The following is a 19,266-nucleotide window of genomic DNA, read 5'->3' on the forward strand; positions in this document are numbered from 1 at the left end:
CACCAGGTGAGAACACCGGCAGCGGGTGCGGCCCGGCCGTCACCCGTCCTTGGGAACCGACTCGATGAGGCGGACCAGGCCGGCGGAGTCGAGCAGGTCCACCGGGCGGACGGTCTGGTTGGCCCTGACGTAGTGGAAGGCGGCGCCGACCTTCCCCAGGGGAACTCCGGCGAGGTGCGACCAGGCCAGGCGGTAGGCGGCGAGCTGCACCGAGGCGGCCCTGGCGGCGCCGCCGCGCGGACGCTCGCCGGTCTTCCAGTCGACGACCACGTACCCGTCGCCGTCGGCGAAGACCGCGTCCATGCGGCCGCGCACCAGCCGGTCGGCGATCATCGTCTCGAAGGGGACCTCCAGGTCGACCGGCTCTAGAGCCGCCCACGGGCTCTCCTCGAACCGTGACTGCAGCTCGGCGAGCTGGGCGTCGGCGCCGGACAGCTCGTCGGAGGCGCCGGGCAGCTCGAAGTCGTCGATCAGCCGCTGCTGGCCCCACCGTCCCTCCAGCCAGCGGTGGAAGGCGGTGCCCCTGCGCGCGAGCGGCGCGGGCTTGTGGGGCAGCGGGCGGCGGATCTGGCGGGCCAGCGCCGCGGGGTCGGCCGCCAGGGTGACCAGCGAGGAAACCGTCAGATGCGCGGGCAGCTCCACGACCGCGCCGCCGCGCCGCCTGCTCTGCTCGCGCTCGCGGAGCAGCAGCTCGGTGTCGCGCGCCCAGGCCCGGACGCGCTCGCGCTCCCACTCTTTCAGCGGAAGGTCGTCCAGCGACGGCGCGGCCCGCGAGGTCGCCGCGTCGGAGGACGCCGACCCCGAAGGCGCCGTGTCCGAGCGGGCGCCGTCGGAGGAGGCCGTGTCGGAGGAGACCGTGTCGGAGGGGACTTCGTCGGAGGACGTCTCCTCCGAGCGAGCGCCGTCGGAGGACGCCGCGTCGGACAGGACGGCGCCGGGACGCGGGGACGGCGGCGGAGGGGCGTCCCAGGAGGTCGTGTGCGGGGGGACCTCGGGCCAGAGGTCGTCCTCGGCGGGATCTTCCAGGGGCGGGAGATCCTCGGCGACGGCGTCGTCGAGGGGCAGGTCATCCCAGGGGAAGTCCTCCGGGACGTCGTCGTCCCAGGGGACCTCCTCCCATGCGAAGTCGTCCGCCGGGACCGCAGGGACCGCCATCGGGGGCGAGGCAGGGCCGCCGGGAGCACCCACCCCCGCGGCGACGACGGGCCCGCCCGGCGACTCGGAGCCGCCGGAGAAGGCCGGGCCGTCAGGCGACGCGCCCGAGAGGACGGGGTGGTCCGAGGCCACGCCGGACGAGGCCGGACGATCCGAAGATGCCCCCGAGGAGGCCGGACCATCCGGAGACGCCCCCGAGGAGGCCGGGTGGTCGGAAGACACGCCAGAGGAGGCCGTATGGCCGGGGGACGCGCCCGAGGAGTGGTGCGGGGAGGCGGCGAGGGCGGCCAGGACCATGTCGGCGCCGGTGCGGACGGCCTCGTACCGCTCACCCTCGGGGGTGGCCGGCCAGGCGGCCGAAGCGGGCTCGGCCAGCAGGGGGTTGGCGGCGTCCTCCTCGACGTCCGGCGCCCAGTACGCCACCTGCCCGCAGGAGTCGCGGACCTCCCGCAGGAAGCTGGAGGGCTCCAGCGGCCTGGCGGCCGACCCCCAGCGGTACCCGGAGGCGATCAGCAGGTAGTGGGCCCGCGTGACGGCGACGTAGGCCAGCCGCCGCTCCTCCATCAGGTCGCGCTCGCGGCAGCGCTCGTCGAACTCGGCCAGGTCGTCCTTCTCCAGCCCTTCCAGAGCCGGCAGGTCGGCCCGGTCGCCGCGAAGCGGGTAAGGGAGCTTGCGGGGGTTCTCCGTCCACCGGGAGTTGGTCGCCGGCGTCGCCGGGAAGACGCTGCCCTTGGCCAGGCCGCCGCGCTGGGTGGTGAGCTGCGAGAGCCCCGGCACGATGACGACCGGCCACTCAAGCCCCTTGGAGGCGTGGACGGTCATGAGCTTGACGCTGTTGGTCTCGCCCACCCGCCCGGCCTCCAGGCCGAACTCCTCCGACTCGGCCGCCTTGAGGTAGGCGAGGAAGGCGCCCAGGGTCGGGTCCTCGGCGTCGCCGGCGAAGCGGGAGGCCGCGTCGAGGAAGGCGTCCAGGTCGGCGCGGGCGGCCAGCGGCCCGCCGCCGCGGGATGCCACCTCGACGTCCAGGCCGACCCGCCGCTCGATCTCGGCGATCAGGTCGGGCAGCGGCTGCCCGGCGTGGGCGCGCAGGACGCGCAGCTCGTGCGCCAGGCGCGGCAGCCGCGCGCGGGCGAGCGGGGAGAAGCGTTCGAGCCACTCGGAGCGGTCGGCCAGCTCGTCGAGAGCGTCGACCAGGCTGCCGCGCTCCTCGCGCATGTCGACGACGACCTGTTCGAGCGGGTCGTCGGCCGCCGGCCCGCGGCGGGTGGCCATGGTCAGCTCTCTGGCCAGGTCGCCGAGGACCTTCAGGTCGGCGGGGCCGATGCGCCAGCGCGGCCCGGCGAGCAGGCGGACGAGCGCGTCGCCCGCCGTCGGCTCGTACAGGACGCGGAGCGTCGCCACCAGGTCGGCCACCTCGGGGACGGTGAGCAGGCCGCCGAGCCCGACGACCTCGACCGGGATGTCGCGCGCCTCAAGGGCCCGGCGCAGCGCGGGGAACTGGGCCCGCTTGCGCGCCAGGACCGCGACGTCCTGCGGCTGCAGGGCCATGGCCCCGCCCCACGTGCCGCCCGGCTTGAGCTTGTCGCGTAGCTTGTCGCGTTCACCCTCGCCCCACGGCAGGCCGTCCGGGGCGATCTCCCTGCCGAGCATGCGGGCCACGCCGTCGGCGACCCACGCCGCCTCGTCCTCGGCGGTGTCATGGAAGGCGCACACCACCCGCCCGCGGGCGACGCGGTTGCCGCCGGGGACCAGGACGGGCACCTCGCGGGCCTCGGCGCGCAGCGGGCCCTGCACGCGGGCGGCGACGTCGAGCACCCGCTCGCCGTTGCGGAAGCTGACCGAGAGCCTGCGCACGGGGGCGGGCCGGCCGGTCGCCGTCGGGAAGTCGTGGACGAACCGCTTGAGGTTGCCGGAGGAGGCGCCGCGCCAGCCGTAGATCGACTGGCAGGGGTCGCCCACGGCGGTCACCGGGTGGCCGCCGCCGAACAGGGCGCGCAGCAGGACGAGCTGGGCGTGGCTGGTGTCCTGGTACTCGTCCAGCAGGACCACCGAGAACCTGCCGCGCTCGATCATGCCGACATCGGGGTGGCGGTCGGCGATGCGGGCCGCGAGCGCCATCTGGTCGCCGTAGTCGATGACCTCGCGCCGGCGCTTCTCGCGCTCGTACGCCTCGACCAGGGGCAGGAACTGCTCGCGGATGTCCTGCGTGCGGACCGGCCGGCGCTGGGACAGGGTGGGGCGGCCGGTGAGCCGGGCGTAACGCTCGTCCAGCCAGTGGCCGATCTCGCGGACCTCCGCCGGGGAGCGCAGGTGCTCCGACAGCTCGCCGGCCAGATCGAGGACCGCGGCGGTGACCGAGGGCGGGGCGAGGTCGACGCGGTCCATCGGGCCGTCGTACCGGCCGACCACCCGGGCCGCCATCTGCCAGGAGACGGCCGGGCTGACCAGGCGCATGGTCGGCTCCATCGCCTCGCGCAGGGCGTGGTCGGTGACCAGCCGCGCGGCGTAGGCGTGGTAGGTCGAGACGGTCGGCTCGGCCTCCAGCAGCTCGGCCGGGGCCAGGCCGACCTCGGCCAGGCGGGAGAGCCGCTTGCGCACGCGGGCGGCCAGCTCGGCGGCGGCCTTGCGGGTGAAGGTGAGGCCGAGGACGTGTTCGGGGTGGACCAGCCCGTTGGCGACCAGCCAGACCACCCGGCCGGCCATGGTCTCGCTCTTGCCCGACCCTGCGCCGGCGACGACGACGGTCGGTTCGAGCGGCGCCTCGATGACGGAGGCCTGCTCGGGCGTGGGCGGCGGGATGCCGAGCTTCTCGGCCAGCTCGGCGGGGCTGATCAGCGCGGGCCTGGTGTCGTCCGGCCCGGCCGCGGGTGAGGACGGGCGCGGGGAGGGGTCGGGAGGGGGCGTCAGCACACCTGGCCTCCGCCGTCGTTGACGGGGCAGCTGGCCTTGGCGGCGCAGGTTCGGCACCCGTCGTTGACCGTGGCGGTGAACACCCCGGAGGCCATGCCGGTGGCGACGGTGCTGACCAGCGTCTTGGCCCAGCCGGGGTCGGGGTCGTCGCCGAGCGCGCCCTGCCGCTGCTCCTTGGCCTCCTTGCCCGCGGCCTTGCCGACCTGCACGAGCGCGGCGCCGCCCGGCTCGGTCATGCCGTGGCGCTCGAACGCCCCGAGCAGCGTGGCGAGCTGGTAGACGCCGAGCTGGGGGTGGCGGTCGAGGTCCTGGTCGGACGGCTTGGTGGTGCCGGTCTTGATGTCGATGATCACGGCCCGGCCCTCGCCGTCGCGTTCGACGCGGTCGACCCGGCCGCGGATGTGCACGCCGTCGGACAGCTCGGCGGTGAAGGCCTCCTCGACCGCGACCAGCTCGCGGGGGTTCTGCTCGTGCCAGGCGAGGAAGCGGGCGACCATCTGCTCGGCGACCTGGCGCTGCTTGCGGTTGAACCACACCCCGCCGAAGTCGAGGTCGCCCCAGACCTCGTCCAGCCGCTTGCCCAGGGTGTCGCCCTCCTGCCCGGCGACGGCGAGAACGGCGATGGCGTGGATGACGCTGCCGAGGCTGCGGGACATGTCGGTGCCCGAGGCGCCCACGGCCGTCTCGAGCAGCCAGCGCAGCCCGCACTTGGTGAAGTTCTCCACCGCGGACGGGGAGACCCGGACGACGTTTTCCGGCCAGCTCAGCGGACGGTCGTCCGAGAGCGGGGTGAGCGCGTACCACTCGTCGGGGTGGGCTCCCGGGACGCCCGCCCGCGCCAGGCGGGCCAGGTGGGCGGCGGCGGCGCGGCGCATCGGCTCGGGCCTGCCGGGGTCGCACACGGCGGCCCGCAGGTCGGCGACCAGGGCGGACATGCTGAGCCAGCGGGCGCGGTCGTCGACGGCGGCCTCCTCGACGGCGCCGGGCAGCAGCTCGGTGAGGAACCGCGAGGGCCGCTCGTCGGTGTCCTCGCCGCCGACGGCGGTGACGACCAGCCGGCGGCGGGCCCGGGTGGCGGCCACGTAGAACAGCCGGCGCTCCTCGGCCAGCAGCTTGGAGGCCAGAGCGGCCCCGGCGGCGTCGGCGCCGTCGAGCGCGGAGCCGCCGGCCCGCTCGACCATCTCCTGGACGCCGAGCAGCGACCCGCGCAGGCGCAGGTCGGGCCAGACGCCCTCCTGCACGCCGGCGACGACCACGATGTCCCACTCGAGGCCCTTGGAGCGGTGGGCGGTCAGAACGCGGACGGCCTCGCCGTCGGGCGCGTGCTCGGCCAGGGTGTCTCCGGGGATCTCCTGGGAGGACAGGTCGTCCAAAAAGACCTCGGGCCCGGCGTGCGGGAGGCGGTCGACGAACCGCGCGGCCTGGTCGAACAGCGCCACCACGGCGTCGAGGTCGCGGTCGGCCTGGGCGCCCCGCGCGCCGCCGGCCATGCTGGCCTCGGTCCAGGCGTCGCCCAGCCCGGACGCCTGCCAGACCGCCCACAGAGCCTCCTCGGCGGTGTCGCCGCGCTGGACCGCCTCGCGGGCGACGGCGATCAGCCGGGCGACGCGCTCGGCGCAGGCGGCGACGTGGTCTTCGACCGGGACCAGCTCGCGGACGTCGCGCAGGGCCGCGACCAGCAGCTCGTCGGACGAGCGCGGGGGCGGCTGCGGCGTGCCGTCGTCCGCGGAGGCCGCCGCGAGCTCGGCGGCCCTCAGCGCACGGCGCAGGCGCCGCACGCCGATGGCGTCGGTGCCGCCGACCGGGCCGGTGAGCAGGTCTTCGGCCGTCGCGACGTCGAGCGCGGAGCGGTGGAGCGCCACGCGCAGCAGGGTGACCAGCGGCCGGACGCCGGACTGCTGGACCAGCGGCGCCTCGTCGCCGGCCACCACGACCGGCACTCCGGCGGTGAGCAGCGCGCGGCGCAGCATGGGCACCTGCCGGCTCGCCGAGCGCACCAGGACGGCCATGCGGCTCCAGGGCACCCCTTCGAGGAGGTGGGCGCGGCGCAGGGTGTCGGCCACCACGGCGGCCTCCTGGCTCTCGCTGTCGGCCAGCAGCACCCGGACCTCGCCAGGGTCGGCGCCCTCGGGGGTGGTGAGCTCGCGATGGCCGTCACCGCGCGAGCGCGCGGGCGAGGAAGGCGGCTCGGCGCCGGGGACGGCGGGCGGGGCCGGCAGGCGGGCGGCGACGCGGCGCGAGGCGGCGAGCAGATCGGGACCGCTCCTGCGGCACACCCGCAGCGCGATGACCGGCGCCTCGCGGCCCTCGGCGGTGCGGAACCGATCGGGGAAGCCGAGGATGCCGCGCACGTCGGCGCCCCGGAAGCCGTAGATGGACTGGTCGGGGTCGCCCACGGCGACCAGGTCACGGCCGTCGCCGGCCAGGCGCCGCAGCAGGAACTCCTGCGCGGGGTCGGTGTCCTGGTACTCGTCCACGAACACGACGTCGTAGGCCGCGCGCTCGCGCCGCCGCACCTCCACGTCGTTCAGCAGGCCGGCGGCGGCGCGGATCAGCTCGGCGTAGTCGAGGGCTGGGGTGGGGTCCAGGTCGAAGCGGTCGGCGTACCGGTAGGCGAACCGGCCGGCCGCCGCCCAGTCGGGCCGGCCGTGCTCGCGGCCGAGGACGACCAGGTCGTCGCCGTCCAGGCCGCGTTCGGCCGCGCGGGCGAGGAAGTCGCGCAGCTCTTCGGCGAAGCCGCGCGTCTTGAGCGCCTCGCGCATGCCGGAGGGCCACTGCGCCGCGCCGTCCTCCAGCTCGCCGTGCAGCAGGCGGCGGACCTCCAAGAGCTGTTCGGGGCCGGTCAGCAGCCGGGGGGGCGGGTCGCCCGCGAGCACGGCCTCGCGGCGCAGCAGGGCGTAGGCGTAGCTGTGGAAGGTGAGCGCGAGCGGCGTTCTCGTGGTGCGGCGCATGCGCGCGGTGATACGCTCGCGCAGCTCTTCGGCGGCCTTGCGGCTGAAGGTGAGGACGAGCACCCGCTCGGGGTCGGTGCCGCGCCGCTCGACGCGGTCGACGACGCTCTCGACGATCGTGGTGGTCTTGCCGGTGCCGGGGCCCGCGAGCACGAGCAGCGGGCCGCCCTGGTGGCGCACGACCGCCCGCTGGTGCTCGTCGAGAGCAGGAGGCATCGCCTGCCCCGCGCTTCCCCGCCGCACCAGCCGGTACGTCTGACCACTCACAGCACGCTATTCCACCAGACCACAGGTGTAGATCGTGCCGACTCGAGCGGTACGGTGCCCGATCCGGCCGCCGACCTGGGCGACAGGTCACGATATCGAGGCATTCTCCGCATCGCCGATCCGACACGCCGACCGCGCCGGTCATTCGTTGGCCCTGCGGGTTGGCACGCGTTTGGACCTGTTGACCCGGCCCTTCTGTTGCCAGGCTGACCGGACCGGAACCGTTCAGGAAGAGCGCCGACCGGCCGGACCCCGCGGGGCACCCGACCGGCCACGCGGAAAGGAGCGCGGTGGCCATGGGACCGCGGAAGCAGAACGGCCGGCCGCCCGGCGGCGCGCGGGCGGCGGCCGGCCGGTGGGGCCGGGCGCGGGGCGCGGCGGGCGCCGCGACGGCGATGTTCTGCGTCGGGACGCTGACCGCGGTGTCCCCGGCGTTGCACCACTACCCCGTCTACGGCGGCCAGGCCCTGCGCTACGCGCTGGGCGGGCTGGTGCTGCTGGCGGTCATGCGGGCGCGCGGGCTGCCCCACCTGCGGCTGACCGGCAGGGAGATGGGGCTGATCACGTTGCTGGCCGTCGTCGGGCTGGCCGTCTTCAACGTCCTGGTCATCGAGTCCACCCGGCACGCCGACCCCGCGACCGTGGGGACGGTCGTCGCGACCGTGCCGGTCGTCCTCGCCCTCGCCGGGCCGCTCATGGAGCGGCGACGGCCCACCCCGCACCTGGTGGCGGCGGCCGCGATCGTGGCGGGCGGCGCCGGGGTGGCCACCGGGCTCGGCGGCGGCACGCCCCTCGGCGTGGTGCTGGCTCTGGGCGTGCTCGCGTGCGAGGTGGGGTTCTCGCTGCTCGCCGTCCCCCTGCTGGCGCGCCTGGGCGCGGTGCGCGTCTCGGCGTACGCGACGATCGCCGCGGTGCCGCTGCTGCTGGTGGCGGGCGTGGCGGTGGACGGACGGGCGGCGCTGCGCGTTCCCACGGCGGGCGAGGCGACGGCGCTGGTCTACCTGGCGATCGTGGTGACCGCGTTCGCGTTCTTCTGCTGGTACGACGCGCTGCCCCGCCTCGGGGCCGAGCGCGCGGGGCTGTTCTCCGGTTGCCTGCCGGTCGGGGCCATCGTCGGGACCGTCGTCCTCGGCACCGGCCGGCCCAACGGCGCCGAGATCGCGGGCGCGGCGCTGGTCGTCGCCGGCCTGGTGTTCGGGCTGCGCCCGCGCCGCCGCCCGGAGGCGGCCCCGCCGCGCGAGCCGGGCGGCGATGGTGTAGTCCTGAGCGGGAGGCCCTGTGCCGGCCAGGAAGGAGCACCTCGGTGACAGATACGGCAGCTGTGGCGAGCCCGGTGGACTTCACCGTCCACGGGGACTACGGCCTGAAGAAGTCCACCAGCGCGACCGGCGCGTTCACCCGCCCGCCGTACAGCTTCCGCGACCGCGTGAGCGCCGACGGCGGCGGCGGGTACCCGGCCGAGCCTGGCCGCTACCACCTCTACGTGTCGCTGGCCTGCCCCTGGGCGCACCGGTCGGTCATAGTACGGGCGCTGAAGGGGCTGGAGGACGTCGTGTCGATGTCGGTCGTGGACCCGGTCCGCGACGGGCGCGGCTGGGCGTTCCGCGAGGGCCCCGGCCACACGGCCGACCCGGTCAACGGCTTCACCCTGCTGCGCGAGGCGTACGAGGCGAGCGATCCGGGGTACGACGGGCACGTGTCGGTCCCCGTGCTCTGGGACCGCCAGAGCGGGCGCATCGTCAGCAACAACTTCCCCGACATCTCGATCGACCTCGGCACCCAGTTCGAGCGGTGGGCCGACACCTCCGTCGACCTCTACCCCGCCGACCTGCGGCCGCAGATCGACGAGCTGAACGACCGGGTGTACGCCACCGTCAACAACGGGGTGTACCGCTGCGGCTTCGCCACCGGCCAGCAGCCCTACGACGAGGCGGTCCAGGCCCTGTTCGCGACCCTGGACGAGCTGGAGGAGCGCCTCGCCTCCGGCCGGTACCTGTTCGGCGACCGGCTGACCGAGGCGGACGTGCGGCTGTGGGTGACGCTGGTGCGCTTCGACGCGGTGTACGTCACCCACTTCAAGGCCAACCTGCGCCGCCTGGTCGACTACCCGAACCTGTGGGCGTACGCCCGCGATCTCTACCAGCGCCCGGCCTTCGGCGGGACGACCGACTTCGACCACATCAAGCGGCACTACTACCAGACCCACCCTCAGATCAACCCGTCCCGCATCGTCCCGGCCGGTCCGCTGACCGACTGGACCGCCCCGCACGGCCGCGGCTGACCGAGCCGCCCGTCCCCCGACCCCCAGCCCCTGACCACCCGGCCCTCCACCACCCGGCCCGCGATCAGCCGGCCGAAGAGTGGCGCGCTGTTCCCGCGCGCTGTTCCCGCATGCTCTCCACCCGGATAAGAGCCACTTCAGAGCATTTTTCCGTACATGTACGGATGTACCTACGGATGTTCAAGCCTCACGCGCGCACCTAGCGTCTCGGGCGCGGGCCGGTTCGCTCCCGGCCCGGGACGCGAGAACAGGAGCGCCCTGACGTGACATTCCCGCCCCTCCCGCCGTAGCCGTCGCTCCCGCCATGGGAGATGTTCTCCGGCGGATGGCGCGGCCAGACCCCCCGCCCATACCGCTCCGTCCGCCGGGCTCGCCATTCATTTCTCTCATCACCCCCCAATCCCACCTGTCATGCCGCCGGGCTACCCCCCTGCGGTGCGACGGCCGTGCCCGCCCGACCGGCGACCGGCGCAGGTGGGAGGCAGAGAAAGGAAGAACGCGCATGAGGCGCAGAGCTCTACTGGCCGCCGTGGCCTGCGTGGCCACGGTCGCCGTGGTGGCACCCGCCACCCCCGCGGGCGCCAAGCCCTCGCCCGGGGCCAAGAAAGAGGTCAACTCCTCCGTCGCCGCGGCCGAGCGCGCCGCCGCGGACCCGTCGCAGCGTGCCGCGGCCGCCGCGGACCAGGCCGTGGCCAGCGGCCTCGACGACCTCCGGCTGAGCCTGAACGAGGTCTACAAGCGCACCAACGTGACCGCCGGCGCGGGCGGCGTCTACTCCGTCGCCTACGAGCGCTCCTACAAGGGCCTTCCGGTGGTCGGCGGCGACGCGGTCGTGATCGCCGACTCCTCGGGACGGGTGCGCGACACCGCGGCCGCCTCCGCCGCCATGCCCACCGGCCTGTCGACCACGCCTGCGGTGAGCGCGGAGAGCGCCACCGCGACCGCCAAGACCAAGCTGGAGCGGGTGGACGACAGCGCCGCCCCACGCCTGGTGATGCTCGCCTGGGGCAAGAAGCCGCGCCTGACGTGGGAGGCGACGGTCTCCGGCATCGCCGCCGGCAAGCCGAGCATCCAGCACGTCTTCGTCGACGCCGCCACCGGCGAGATCGCCGACTCCTACGACGACGTGCGCGCGGGTACAGGCACCGGTTACTACTACGGCAGCGTCACGATCAACACCAGCGGCTCGGGCACCTCGTACTCGATGACCGACTCCACCCGCAGCGGCCTGCGCTGCGGCGGGCAGAACGGCTCGGCGTACACCGGCACCGACGACGCCTGGGGCAACGGCTCGGGGACGAACCTGGAGACCGCCTGCGTCGACGCCCTGTACGGCGTCCAGCGCGAGTGGGACATGCTGGGCTCGTGGCTCGGCCGCAACGGCATCAACGGCAGCGGCGGCGGCTTCCCGACCCGCGTGGGCCTGAACGACGTCAACGCCTACTGGAACGGCAGCTACACCAACTTCGGGCACTCGCAGGACGGCGCCCGCCAGGCCACGCCGATCGACGTGGTGTCCCACGAGTTCGGCCACGCGATCTTCCAGACCACCCCCGGCGGCGCCGGCTCGGGCAACGAGAACGGCGGCATCAACGAGTCCACCGGCGACATCTTCGGCTCGCTCACCGAGGCCTACGCCAACAACCCCAACGACCCGCCGGACTACCAGGTCGGCGAGGAGGTCAACCTCGTCGGGGACGGGCCGATCAGGTACATGTACAACCCGTCGCTCGCCGGCGACCCCAACTGCTGGTCGTCCTCGATCCCGAGCACCGAGGTGCACTCGGCGGCCGGCCCGCTCAACCACTGGTTCTACCTGCTGGCCGAGGGCTCCGCGCCGGGCGGCGGCAAGCCGAACAGCCCGATCTGCTCCAGCGGCCCCTCCTCGGTGACCGGTCTCGGCATCCAGAAGGCCGGCAAGATCTACATGGGCGCCCTGCAGCGCAAGACGTCGAGCTGGCGGTACGCCAACATCCGCTCGGCCTCCCTCGCGGCGGCCGTGGAGCTGTACGGCGCGACGAGCACGGAGTGCGCGACCACCAAGGCGGCGTGGAACTCGATCAACGTGCCCGCGCAGTCCGGTGAGCCGTCCTGCACCCCCAGCTCCAGCAACGACTTCTCGCTGACGCTGAGCCCGACCGCGGGTTCGGTGGCCCCGGGCTCGTCGGCCACCTCGACGGTCGCCACGGCGACCACCGCGGGCAGCGCGCAGACGGTCGCGCTGTCGGCGTCCGGCCTGCCCTCCGGCGCGAGCGCGAGCTTCAGCCCGTCCTCGGTCACCTCGGGCTCGTCGTCCACGCTGACCATCTCCACCAGTAGCTCGACCCCGGCCGGCACCTACAGCGTGACGATCACCGGAACCGGGACGGGCGCCACCCACACCGCGGTGTACTCGCTGACCGTGACGGGCACCTCCGGCACCCGCACGTTCACCAACGGCACCGACTACACCATCAACGACGGCTCCACGGTCACCAGCCCGGTCACCTCGACGGCCAGCGGGAACGCGGTATCCCCGGTGCAGGTCAGCGTGACCATCTCCCACCCCTGCGCGTACGACCTGGGGATCCGGCTGCGCGGGCCGAGCGGAACCTACTACACGCTGAAGTCCAGCGGCAGCGGAAGCTGCGCGTCCTTCGGCACCCGCACCTACTCGGTCGCCGTGAGCCAGGTGGCGGCGGGCCAGTGGGCGCTCGAGGTCACCGACAACTACCTGCTCGACACCGGCTACCTGGACACCTGGACCATCACCGTCTAGGCCGGCGCACTTCCAGGCCCCCGAGATCGCACCTGGTCCCGGGGGCTTCTGCGTGCCCGGCGGCGCCGGCGCGCCGGCGCCTCCCCGGCCTGGACATCTCGGTCAGACGGGCAGAGTGACCTCGGTCCTGGAGCGGACGCCGAGCTTGCGCAGCACGGTGGCGACGTGGCTCTCGACCGTGCGCCTGGACAGGAACAGCACGTCCGCGATCTCCCGGTTGGTGCGGCCGAGCGCGACCAGCCGGGCCACCTCCCGCTCGCGCTGCGACAGCGCGCCGGCGCCGTTGCGCAGCGGCCGGTTGGCGCGCGGACGGGGAAGGTGGATCTCCACGCCGATGTCGCGCAGCACGCGCCGGCACCGGGCGGCGTCGTGGGTGGCGCCCATCTCGCCGTACCGCTCGGCCAGTTCGGTGAAGGCCGCTGCGGCGCCGCCGTCGCCGAGGGCGAGCCTGGCCCTCGCCTCCCCCTCGCCGGCCCGCGCCGCCGCGTACGGCTGCGGCATGGCCGTGTAGGCCTCGCGGGCCTGCGCGTAGCGGGCGGCGGCGTCGGCGTGCCGGCGTTCGGCGGCGGCCAGGGCGCCGCGTGCCACCTCCAGCGCGGCGTCGGCGTTGGGCGCGATGCGCCCGGCGATGCCGCGGGCGTACTCGGCGACCAGGTCGGCGGCCCGGCCCGTCCGCCCGCCCCAGACCATGGCCGCGACGGCCGAGGGCACCAGGCCGGCGCCCCACACCCAGACCCCCTTGCGGCGCAGCAGGCCCACCGCCCGTTCGGCCTCGGCGACCGCGCGGTCGAGCGCGCCGCGGGCCAGGTGCAGCTCGATCATCCCACCTGCGGCGGCCAGCACGATGGGGACGTACCGCGCCTCGGGCGCGTCAAGGCCGGCGCTGTGGAAGTGCTTGGTTGCCTCGTCCCACTCTCCGGTGGCCACGGCGAGCCAGCCCAGCACCAGCCACAGGTCCACCACGATGAGCGGCGTCTCGGTCGCCAGCTCCCCGAGGGCGGCCGCGCGGTCGCGCAGGCCCTCCCAGCGGCCGGTCAGCCACTCTCTGCGGATGGTCGAGACGTCCAGCAGGTAGGCGGGGTACTTCGCGCCGGTCTCCGCGGCCAGCCGCCGCCCCTCCCGGCCGAACCTCTCGGCGGCGGCGTAGTGGCCGAGCGTCGTCGCCGAGTCGTGCAGGTTGCAGTACGCGCGGGCGGCCTCGCGGCGGACCGCCGTCGACGGGTCGCCGGAGGGCAGCGTCGCCGCCACGGCGAAGGCGCGGGGCGAGCCGATGATCATCTCCAGGGAGGCCCGGTTGGCCAGGACGGCCGCGGTCAGCTCGGGGTCGTCGGCGGTCGCCACGAGCGCCTCGGCACGCTCCATCCACTCCTGGTGCTTGGCCAGCGGCTCGACGCCCCACCCCGGCATGGCCAAGCTGGCCCAGCCGCGGGCGGCCAGGGTCGGCCGGTGGCTCAGCTCGGCGCAGGCCGCCATGATCTCGGGGCGGCCCGCCGCGGTGTCGCCCGCCTGGTTGGACAGCACGACCCCCAGGCTCAGCCGGGCCTCGGCGCGCAGGTCGCGGGACAGGAAGTCGTCCCGCAGCACGTGGCGCAGCAGCCGCACCACCCGCTGGTGGGACAGGCCGGTCGCCGCGAAGCGGCCGAGCATCAGGGCGAGCGGGCCGCGTTCGGGCGCGGGCAGGCCGGGGTCGTCCAGCATGCCCTCGATGACCTCGACCGCCACGGCGGTGTCGCCGAGGGCGGCGGCCTGCTGGGCGGCGGCGGTGCCATGGCGCAGCCACGCCTCGGTGTCGCCGGCGTGCCGCGCGTGGAAGGCCAGCTGCACCATGGGCGGGGAGTCCATCGCCAGCAGCGCGCCCATCGCCCGTTCGTGCCCGGACCTGCGCTCCGGCCCGGGGATCGCGTCGTACACCGCCTGCTGGGCCAGCGCGTGCCGGAAGCCGTACCGGCCGCCCGCGTGCTCGTGCAGGACCCCGGCCCGCAGCGCCTCGCCCAGCCCGGCCGAGGTGCCGCCGACGGCCGTGAGTAGCTGCTCACCCGCGGGGAGCCGCAGCAGCGCCGCCGCCTGCACCGCGCCGACGGCCGCCGCCGACAGCCCGGCCATGCGGTCGGCCATGGCCTCGCGCAGCAGCAGCGGCACGGCGACGCGGTCGAGCGCGTCCGGGTCCAGCGCGCCGGGCAGGGACCGCACGACCTCCTCCACGACGAACGGGATGCCGGCCGTGCGCTCATGCAGCCGCTCGACGAACCGGGACGACAGGTCGGACCTGTCGAGCAGCGCCCCGGCCAGGCTCGCCACGTCCGAGACGTCCAGCGGGGCGAGCGGCACCACGACGCTGGTGGTGTCGGGCTGGTGGCGGTAGGCGCGGCCGAGGGGCGAGCGGCCCGCGCCCTGGTCCTCGCGCCGGTAGGTGGCCACGAGGGCGACCCCGGCGGGCGGCTGGTCGGCCAGGAAGCGCAGCAGATCGCGGGTGCCGTCGTCGGCCCAGTGGAGGTCCTCGATGACCAGGACGGCGGGCGCGACGGCGGCCAGCAGTGCGCGGATGGCGCGGAACACCCGGTGCCGCTCGGCCCGGGGGTCCTCGAGCGGGGGCGGTGACGGCGGCAGCGCGCCGGACAGCTCGGGCAGGTAACCGCGCAGGGCGCCGGTCACCGGGTTGAGCGCCCCGGGCTCAGGGAGCCGGCCGGCGATGTCGCGCAGGGCCTCGAACACCGGGCCGTAGGGGAAGGGCTCGCGGATCTGGTGGCAGTGGCCGAGCAGGACGACCCGGTCGCCCGAGGCGAGACGGCCGAGCGCGGCGCGGACCAGACGCGTCTTGCCGATGCCGGCCTCGCCCTCGACGAGGACCACGGCCGGCGGGCGGGTCATCGCGTCGATCAGAGCCCGCAACTCGGAGGCGCGGCCTACCAGTGCGGGCGCGGGCACGCCGCTCATCCACTGCTCCAAGGTACGGGTTGCATGACCCCCCGGGTCAGTTATCCACGTACCGTCGGTCAAGGTCAACCCTTGGGCGTAACAGGCTTGTTGCGGATGCGGTCAAGCGGCACAAGGGGGGCTCATGTTCCCCCGGTGCCGCGCGGCGCGCCCCCGGGCGGCGTCGGCGGCGTCAGCGGGCGGGGGTGTGGTGGGGGTCCGCCGTGAAGGTGTGGTCGACGAGACGGGTGGTGGCCTTGCCGTCGTCGCGGGGGGCGTAGGTGCGGACGAACTCGTCGTAGCGGTCGGTGAAGTCGCCGGAGAGGGCGTCGATCAGGCGCACGGCCTCGATGACGTCGCCGCTCTCGGCCAGCAGCGGCCCGGGGGCCTGGGTGCGCAGGTCGAGATAGAGGCCGCGGGAGTTGCGGTAACGCTCCAAGTCGTAGCCGAAGAAGATCATCGGGCGGCCGGTGGCGGCGAAGTCGAACATGACCGAGGAGTAGTCGGTGATCAGCACGTCCGCGATCAGCAGCAGGTCGGCGATATCGGGATAAGTGGTGACGTCGAGGGCGAAGGGGTACTCCCGGCTGACCGGCCCCGGCCGGACCAGCGAAGCCGGCCCCGGCACCACCAGCCCGGCGCCCACCGGCGGCGCCTGCATCATATGGCCCCGCACCAGCAGCACGTGGTCGCGGCCGAGCACCCGCCGGGCCTCGGCCAGATCGAGGCGCACCGAGGAGTTCCTGCGGTCGTGGTCGCGCCACGTGGGCGCGTACAGCACCACCCGCCTGCCCGCCGGGATGCCCAGACCGCGCCGCACGGCCGCCGCCAGCTCCGCCCGCTCGGGCGAGGACAGCACGTCGTTGCGCGGCAGGCCGGAGGAAAGGATCTCCCCGCCGTACCCGAAGGCCCGGCGCAGCACCTCCGACGCCCACGGACTCTGGGTGACCAGAAGGTCCCAGTTCGCGACCTCGGCGGCCTGGCGGTACCAGGCGGCCGGCCGGGGTTCGCGGGACATGTGGCGCTGGTCGCCGCCGACGCGCTTGAGCGGCGTGCCGTGCCAGGTCTGCACGCAGATCTGGTCTTCGCGGGCCCGGAACCACTGGGGCAGCAGCGTGTTGGTGATGATGTGCCGCGACCGGGCCAGCGCGGTGTAGTGCTCGCGGCTGCCCTCGCGCACGATGGTCGGCGAGATGCCCGGGCCGAGGCCGAGCGCGGCGGAGTCCGGCGGGACGAACGCGCCGTCCTTGACCACCCAGATGTGCTCGCGGTCGTCGCCGCGGCGCAGCCGCTCCTCGTACACCGCCCGGGCGTTGTCGGAGTAGGACCGGCCGTCGAAGGAGAGGTACACCGTCGCGTCGCGCAGCTCGCGGCGCCGCTCGGCGGGGTAGTGCACCCGGCGCAGCGCCCACAGGCCGCCCGCGCCCTTCTCGTCGTCGGGACGGCGCTCGGCCGCGACCAGGACGGGCACGTCGAAACGCGTCGCCACCAGGCGGTACTCGCGGCCGTCGACGATGTGGACGCCCTCGTCCAGGGTGGCGAGCAGGCGGTGGTCGACGCGCAGCGGCGCGGTGGTGCCCTTGCCGCCCGCGACCGACAGGCTCCAGGTGCCCGACCCCAGCGCCACCGTGCCGCCGAAACGCGGCAGCGCGCCCGGCGGCACGCGCACGGAGAAACCAGCTCCGGAACGCGCCAGCGGCACGCGGTAGGTCAGGCCCGCGCGCTGGCGCAGCACCAGGGCGCGCTGGCCGGGCTCGGTGTCGGGGTAGGTGCCCGCCAGGGTGAGGACCCCGTCGTCGCCCCACCCGGCCGAGGTGATGACCGGCCAGACGCGGTGCGCCGCGACGACGGCGCGGTCGCGGCGGTCGCGCAGCACGGTGATCTCGCGGCGGCCGACCCCGATGCGGGTCTCGGCGTCGTCGTCCATCATCACCGGCGCGGCCGGATCGCCCCGCGGCTCCACCCACAGCCTGCGGGCGTCCTGCTCCTTCATCAGCGCCGGCACGGCCAGCGCGACCGAGAAGCGCGTGCCCCCCTCGACCGGGGTGAAGTCGGCGGCCATGCGGTGGCCGCCGAGACGAGCCCGGCCCTTGGTGGCCTTGACCCCGGGAAGGAAACCGGTCAGCTCGACCTGGTCGCCGTCGTGGGTCACGCCGGTCAGCTCGGCGCGCGTCGGCTGCAGCACCACCTGGAACACCCGGTCGGAGGTCCACGCCGGCCGCACCCACCACCCGGGACGGACCCGCAGGCCCGCGGGCCGCTCGGTGCGGCCCATCACCGGACCGCGCAGGGCGCCGGTGGCCCGGGCGCCGCGGCTCCAGATGACGATGTCGGCCCACCAGGTCGTGGTGTCGGGGACCGCCGGGCGGCCGCGCAGCATGCGCTGGGCGCCGTGGACGGCGGCGCGGAGGGCCGCGCGCCAGCGCAGCGACCACGGGCGGACCTCGGCGACGAAGCCGGCCCAGTCGTAGTTGCACCCGGGCTCGGCGGCGTCGTGCGTGGCCTGCGGCCGGTAGGCGCGACGGGTGCGGGCCGTGATGGGCGGCACCCAGCGCGGGCCGCGCAGCACCACGGTGGCGCGGTTGAGGCGCCGGCTGCGCACCGACAGCCCCACCAGATAGGCGTGCCCGGTGATCCGCAGCCGCCCCTCGTGCCAGGAGACGTCGGCGACCTCGGTCAGCGGGACCAGGTCGGACCTGCGCAGCCGGAACAGCGGCCGCGGCGCGATGACCGGCAGGTCGGCGTACCAGGCCAGCCCCCGCCGCACCCGCTTGGACGGCTCGGCGGTCGCCGCGACCAGCCCCGCGAGCTCGTCGCCCTCGGCGAGCTCGCGCGGGTCGCGGTGCTCGATGAGGTGGTAGGCGAGCCGGCGGGCGACCGGCAGGCGCCGCTTGACCGAGGCGTCGACGCCGGACAGATAGTCGCGCAGCAGGTCGATGGCCTGGCGCAGGCGGGTGGCGTCCCGGCGGGCGGCCGTCTCGAGGCGCAGGCCGAGCGGCCCGTTGAGCGCCTCGTAGTGCAGCCTGCGGCGCTGGGCGCGGGTCAGCCCCGCGGGGTCGACCGCCGCGATCACGGCGTCGAGCGGATCTCCCCTGTCATGGAGGTCCTGGGCGGCCCGCAGCCGGTCGGCGACGATGTCACCGTTCCGCGCGGGCGTGGCACCGGTGGCCATCGGGGAGGCACCGCCTTTCCAGTCTCACCGCGAGGGGCGTTTCTGGAATGGTAATGCGAGTTACTGAGAAATCACTGATGATCTCCCTGCCACCGGGCGTGGCGCATATCTGCTCTTTCCCCCCTCATCGGCGTGCCCTCCTCGCGCCAGCGGGACAGGCACCGGTTCTCGTGCCCCCGCACCGGATGGCCGTCCGCGCGGACGACGCGCCACCAGGGGACACCGCCACCCCAGGTGGACATCACCCGGCCGACCTGCCGCGGCCCGCCCTCGCCGAGGTACTCGGCGACGTCACCGTAGGACATGACCTTGCCCGACGGGATGCGCTCGACCAGGTCGAGCACCCGCTCGGCGAAGGGGGTCGGGTCTCCGGTCACGTGCTCCACTGGGCGGGCCCGAGGGAGATGATCTCCTCCAGCTTGCCGAACTCGTAGGTCGCCTCCCCGTTGACCTGCTCGACGATGCCCTCACGGATGCCGTACGCCTCGCCGTCCTCGCCGACCAGGCTGCCGCCCAGCATCTCGGCCAGGCGGGCGAGCTGGGCGACCTGCCAGTCGGAGGTCGGCTCCCCGTACAGGCGTCCCTGCCATAGGGCGACGGCGTGCTCGGTCTCGCCGTGGCGGGCGAAGATCTGGCCGGACTCCGGCGTGCCCCGCAGTTCCAGACCGGCGTCCGCCGACGCCGTCACCTCGGTGAGCTCGGCGTAGGCGAGCGGCGATAGGCGTTGTACGCGCAACTCGTATCCCACGAGACGGGAACCCTAGCGAATCTTGACCGCTCGCCGGTATGGAAAAGGGCCACAACGGTCAGAACGCATCCGAAATGCCACCGAACCTCCGCCAAACAGCGCCCTGTTCGC

General features: G+C 74.8%; 9 protein-coding genes. 3 read left to right on the forward strand and 6 right to left on the reverse strand.

Annotation, left to right across the window (positions count from 1 at the left end; translation table 11 throughout):
* Positions 1–39: 39 nt before the first annotated feature.
* Together ABZU32_RS30445 and ABZU32_RS30450 are read right to left on the reverse strand one after the other, a co-directional pair.
* Positions 40–3,990, reverse strand: coding sequence for a UvrD-helicase domain-containing protein (locus ABZU32_RS30445; protein WP_354927478.1), 3,951 nt, complete (start codon positions 3,988–3,990; stop codon positions 40–42).
* 68 nt (positions 3,991–4,058) lie between these two features.
* The gene (locus ABZU32_RS30450) at positions 4,059–7,232 is read right to left on the reverse strand and encodes an ATP-dependent DNA helicase (protein WP_354927480.1); all 3,174 of its coding nucleotides are present in this window, start codon (positions 7,230–7,232) and stop codon (positions 4,059–4,061) included.
* A 347-nt stretch (positions 7,233–7,579) separates the two neighbouring features.
* On the opposite strand from ABZU32_RS30450, the gene ABZU32_RS30455 reads away from it, so the two are divergent.
* From ABZU32_RS30455 to ABZU32_RS30465, 3 genes are all read left to right on the forward strand, one after another.
* Positions 7,580–8,590, forward strand: coding sequence for a DMT family transporter (locus ABZU32_RS30455; protein ID WP_354927416.1), 1,011 nt, complete (start codon positions 7,580–7,582; stop codon positions 8,588–8,590).
* Positions 8,587–9,564 carry a glutathione S-transferase family protein gene (locus ABZU32_RS30460; RefSeq protein WP_354840516.1) on the forward strand — a complete coding sequence of 326 codons (978 nt, stop codon included), beginning with the start codon at positions 8,587–8,589 and terminating at the stop codon, positions 9,562–9,564. Before ABZU32_RS30455 ends, ABZU32_RS30460 begins: the two co-directional genes overlap by 4 nt.
* 502 nt (positions 9,565–10,066) lie before the next feature.
* The gene (locus ABZU32_RS30465; protein WP_354927418.1) at positions 10,067–12,322 is read left to right on the forward strand and encodes a M4 family metallopeptidase; all 2,256 of its coding nucleotides are present in this window, start codon (positions 10,067–10,069) and stop codon (positions 12,320–12,322) included.
* A 102-nt stretch (positions 12,323–12,424) separates the two neighbouring features.
* Here the strand turns inward: ABZU32_RS30465 and ABZU32_RS30470 are convergent, their stop codons facing one another.
* The 4 genes from ABZU32_RS30470 to ABZU32_RS30485 all read right to left on the reverse strand — a co-directional run bounded on the left by ABZU32_RS30470 (position 12,425) and on the right by ABZU32_RS30485 (position 19,155).
* On the reverse strand, positions 12,425–15,256 hold the full coding sequence (locus ABZU32_RS30470) for an AAA family ATPase (RefSeq protein WP_354840510.1): 2,832 nt from the start codon (positions 15,254–15,256) through the stop codon (positions 12,425–12,427).
* 172 nt (positions 15,257–15,428) lie between these two features.
* Positions 15,429–18,407: a CDP-glycerol glycerophosphotransferase family protein gene (locus ABZU32_RS30475; RefSeq protein WP_354927420.1), complete on the reverse strand. Its 2,979-nt coding sequence runs from the start codon at positions 18,405–18,407 to the stop codon at positions 15,429–15,431.
* A gap of 71 nt (positions 18,408–18,478) precedes the next feature.
* Positions 18,479–18,793, reverse strand: a complete 315-nt coding sequence (locus ABZU32_RS30480; protein WP_354927422.1) for an MGMT family protein — start codon at positions 18,791–18,793, stop codon at positions 18,479–18,481.
* Positions 18,781–19,155, reverse strand: a complete 375-nt coding sequence (locus ABZU32_RS30485) for a hypothetical protein (RefSeq protein WP_354840502.1) — start codon at positions 19,153–19,155, stop codon at positions 18,781–18,783. Before ABZU32_RS30485 ends, ABZU32_RS30480 begins: the two co-directional genes overlap by 13 nt.
* Positions 19,156–19,266: the final 111 nt, after the last annotated feature.

This window comes from Sphaerisporangium sp. NPDC005288, assembly GCF_040607475.1.
GTDB classification, from domain to species: domain Bacteria; phylum Actinomycetota; class Actinomycetes; order Streptosporangiales; family Streptosporangiaceae; genus Sphaerisporangium; species Sphaerisporangium rhizosphaerae.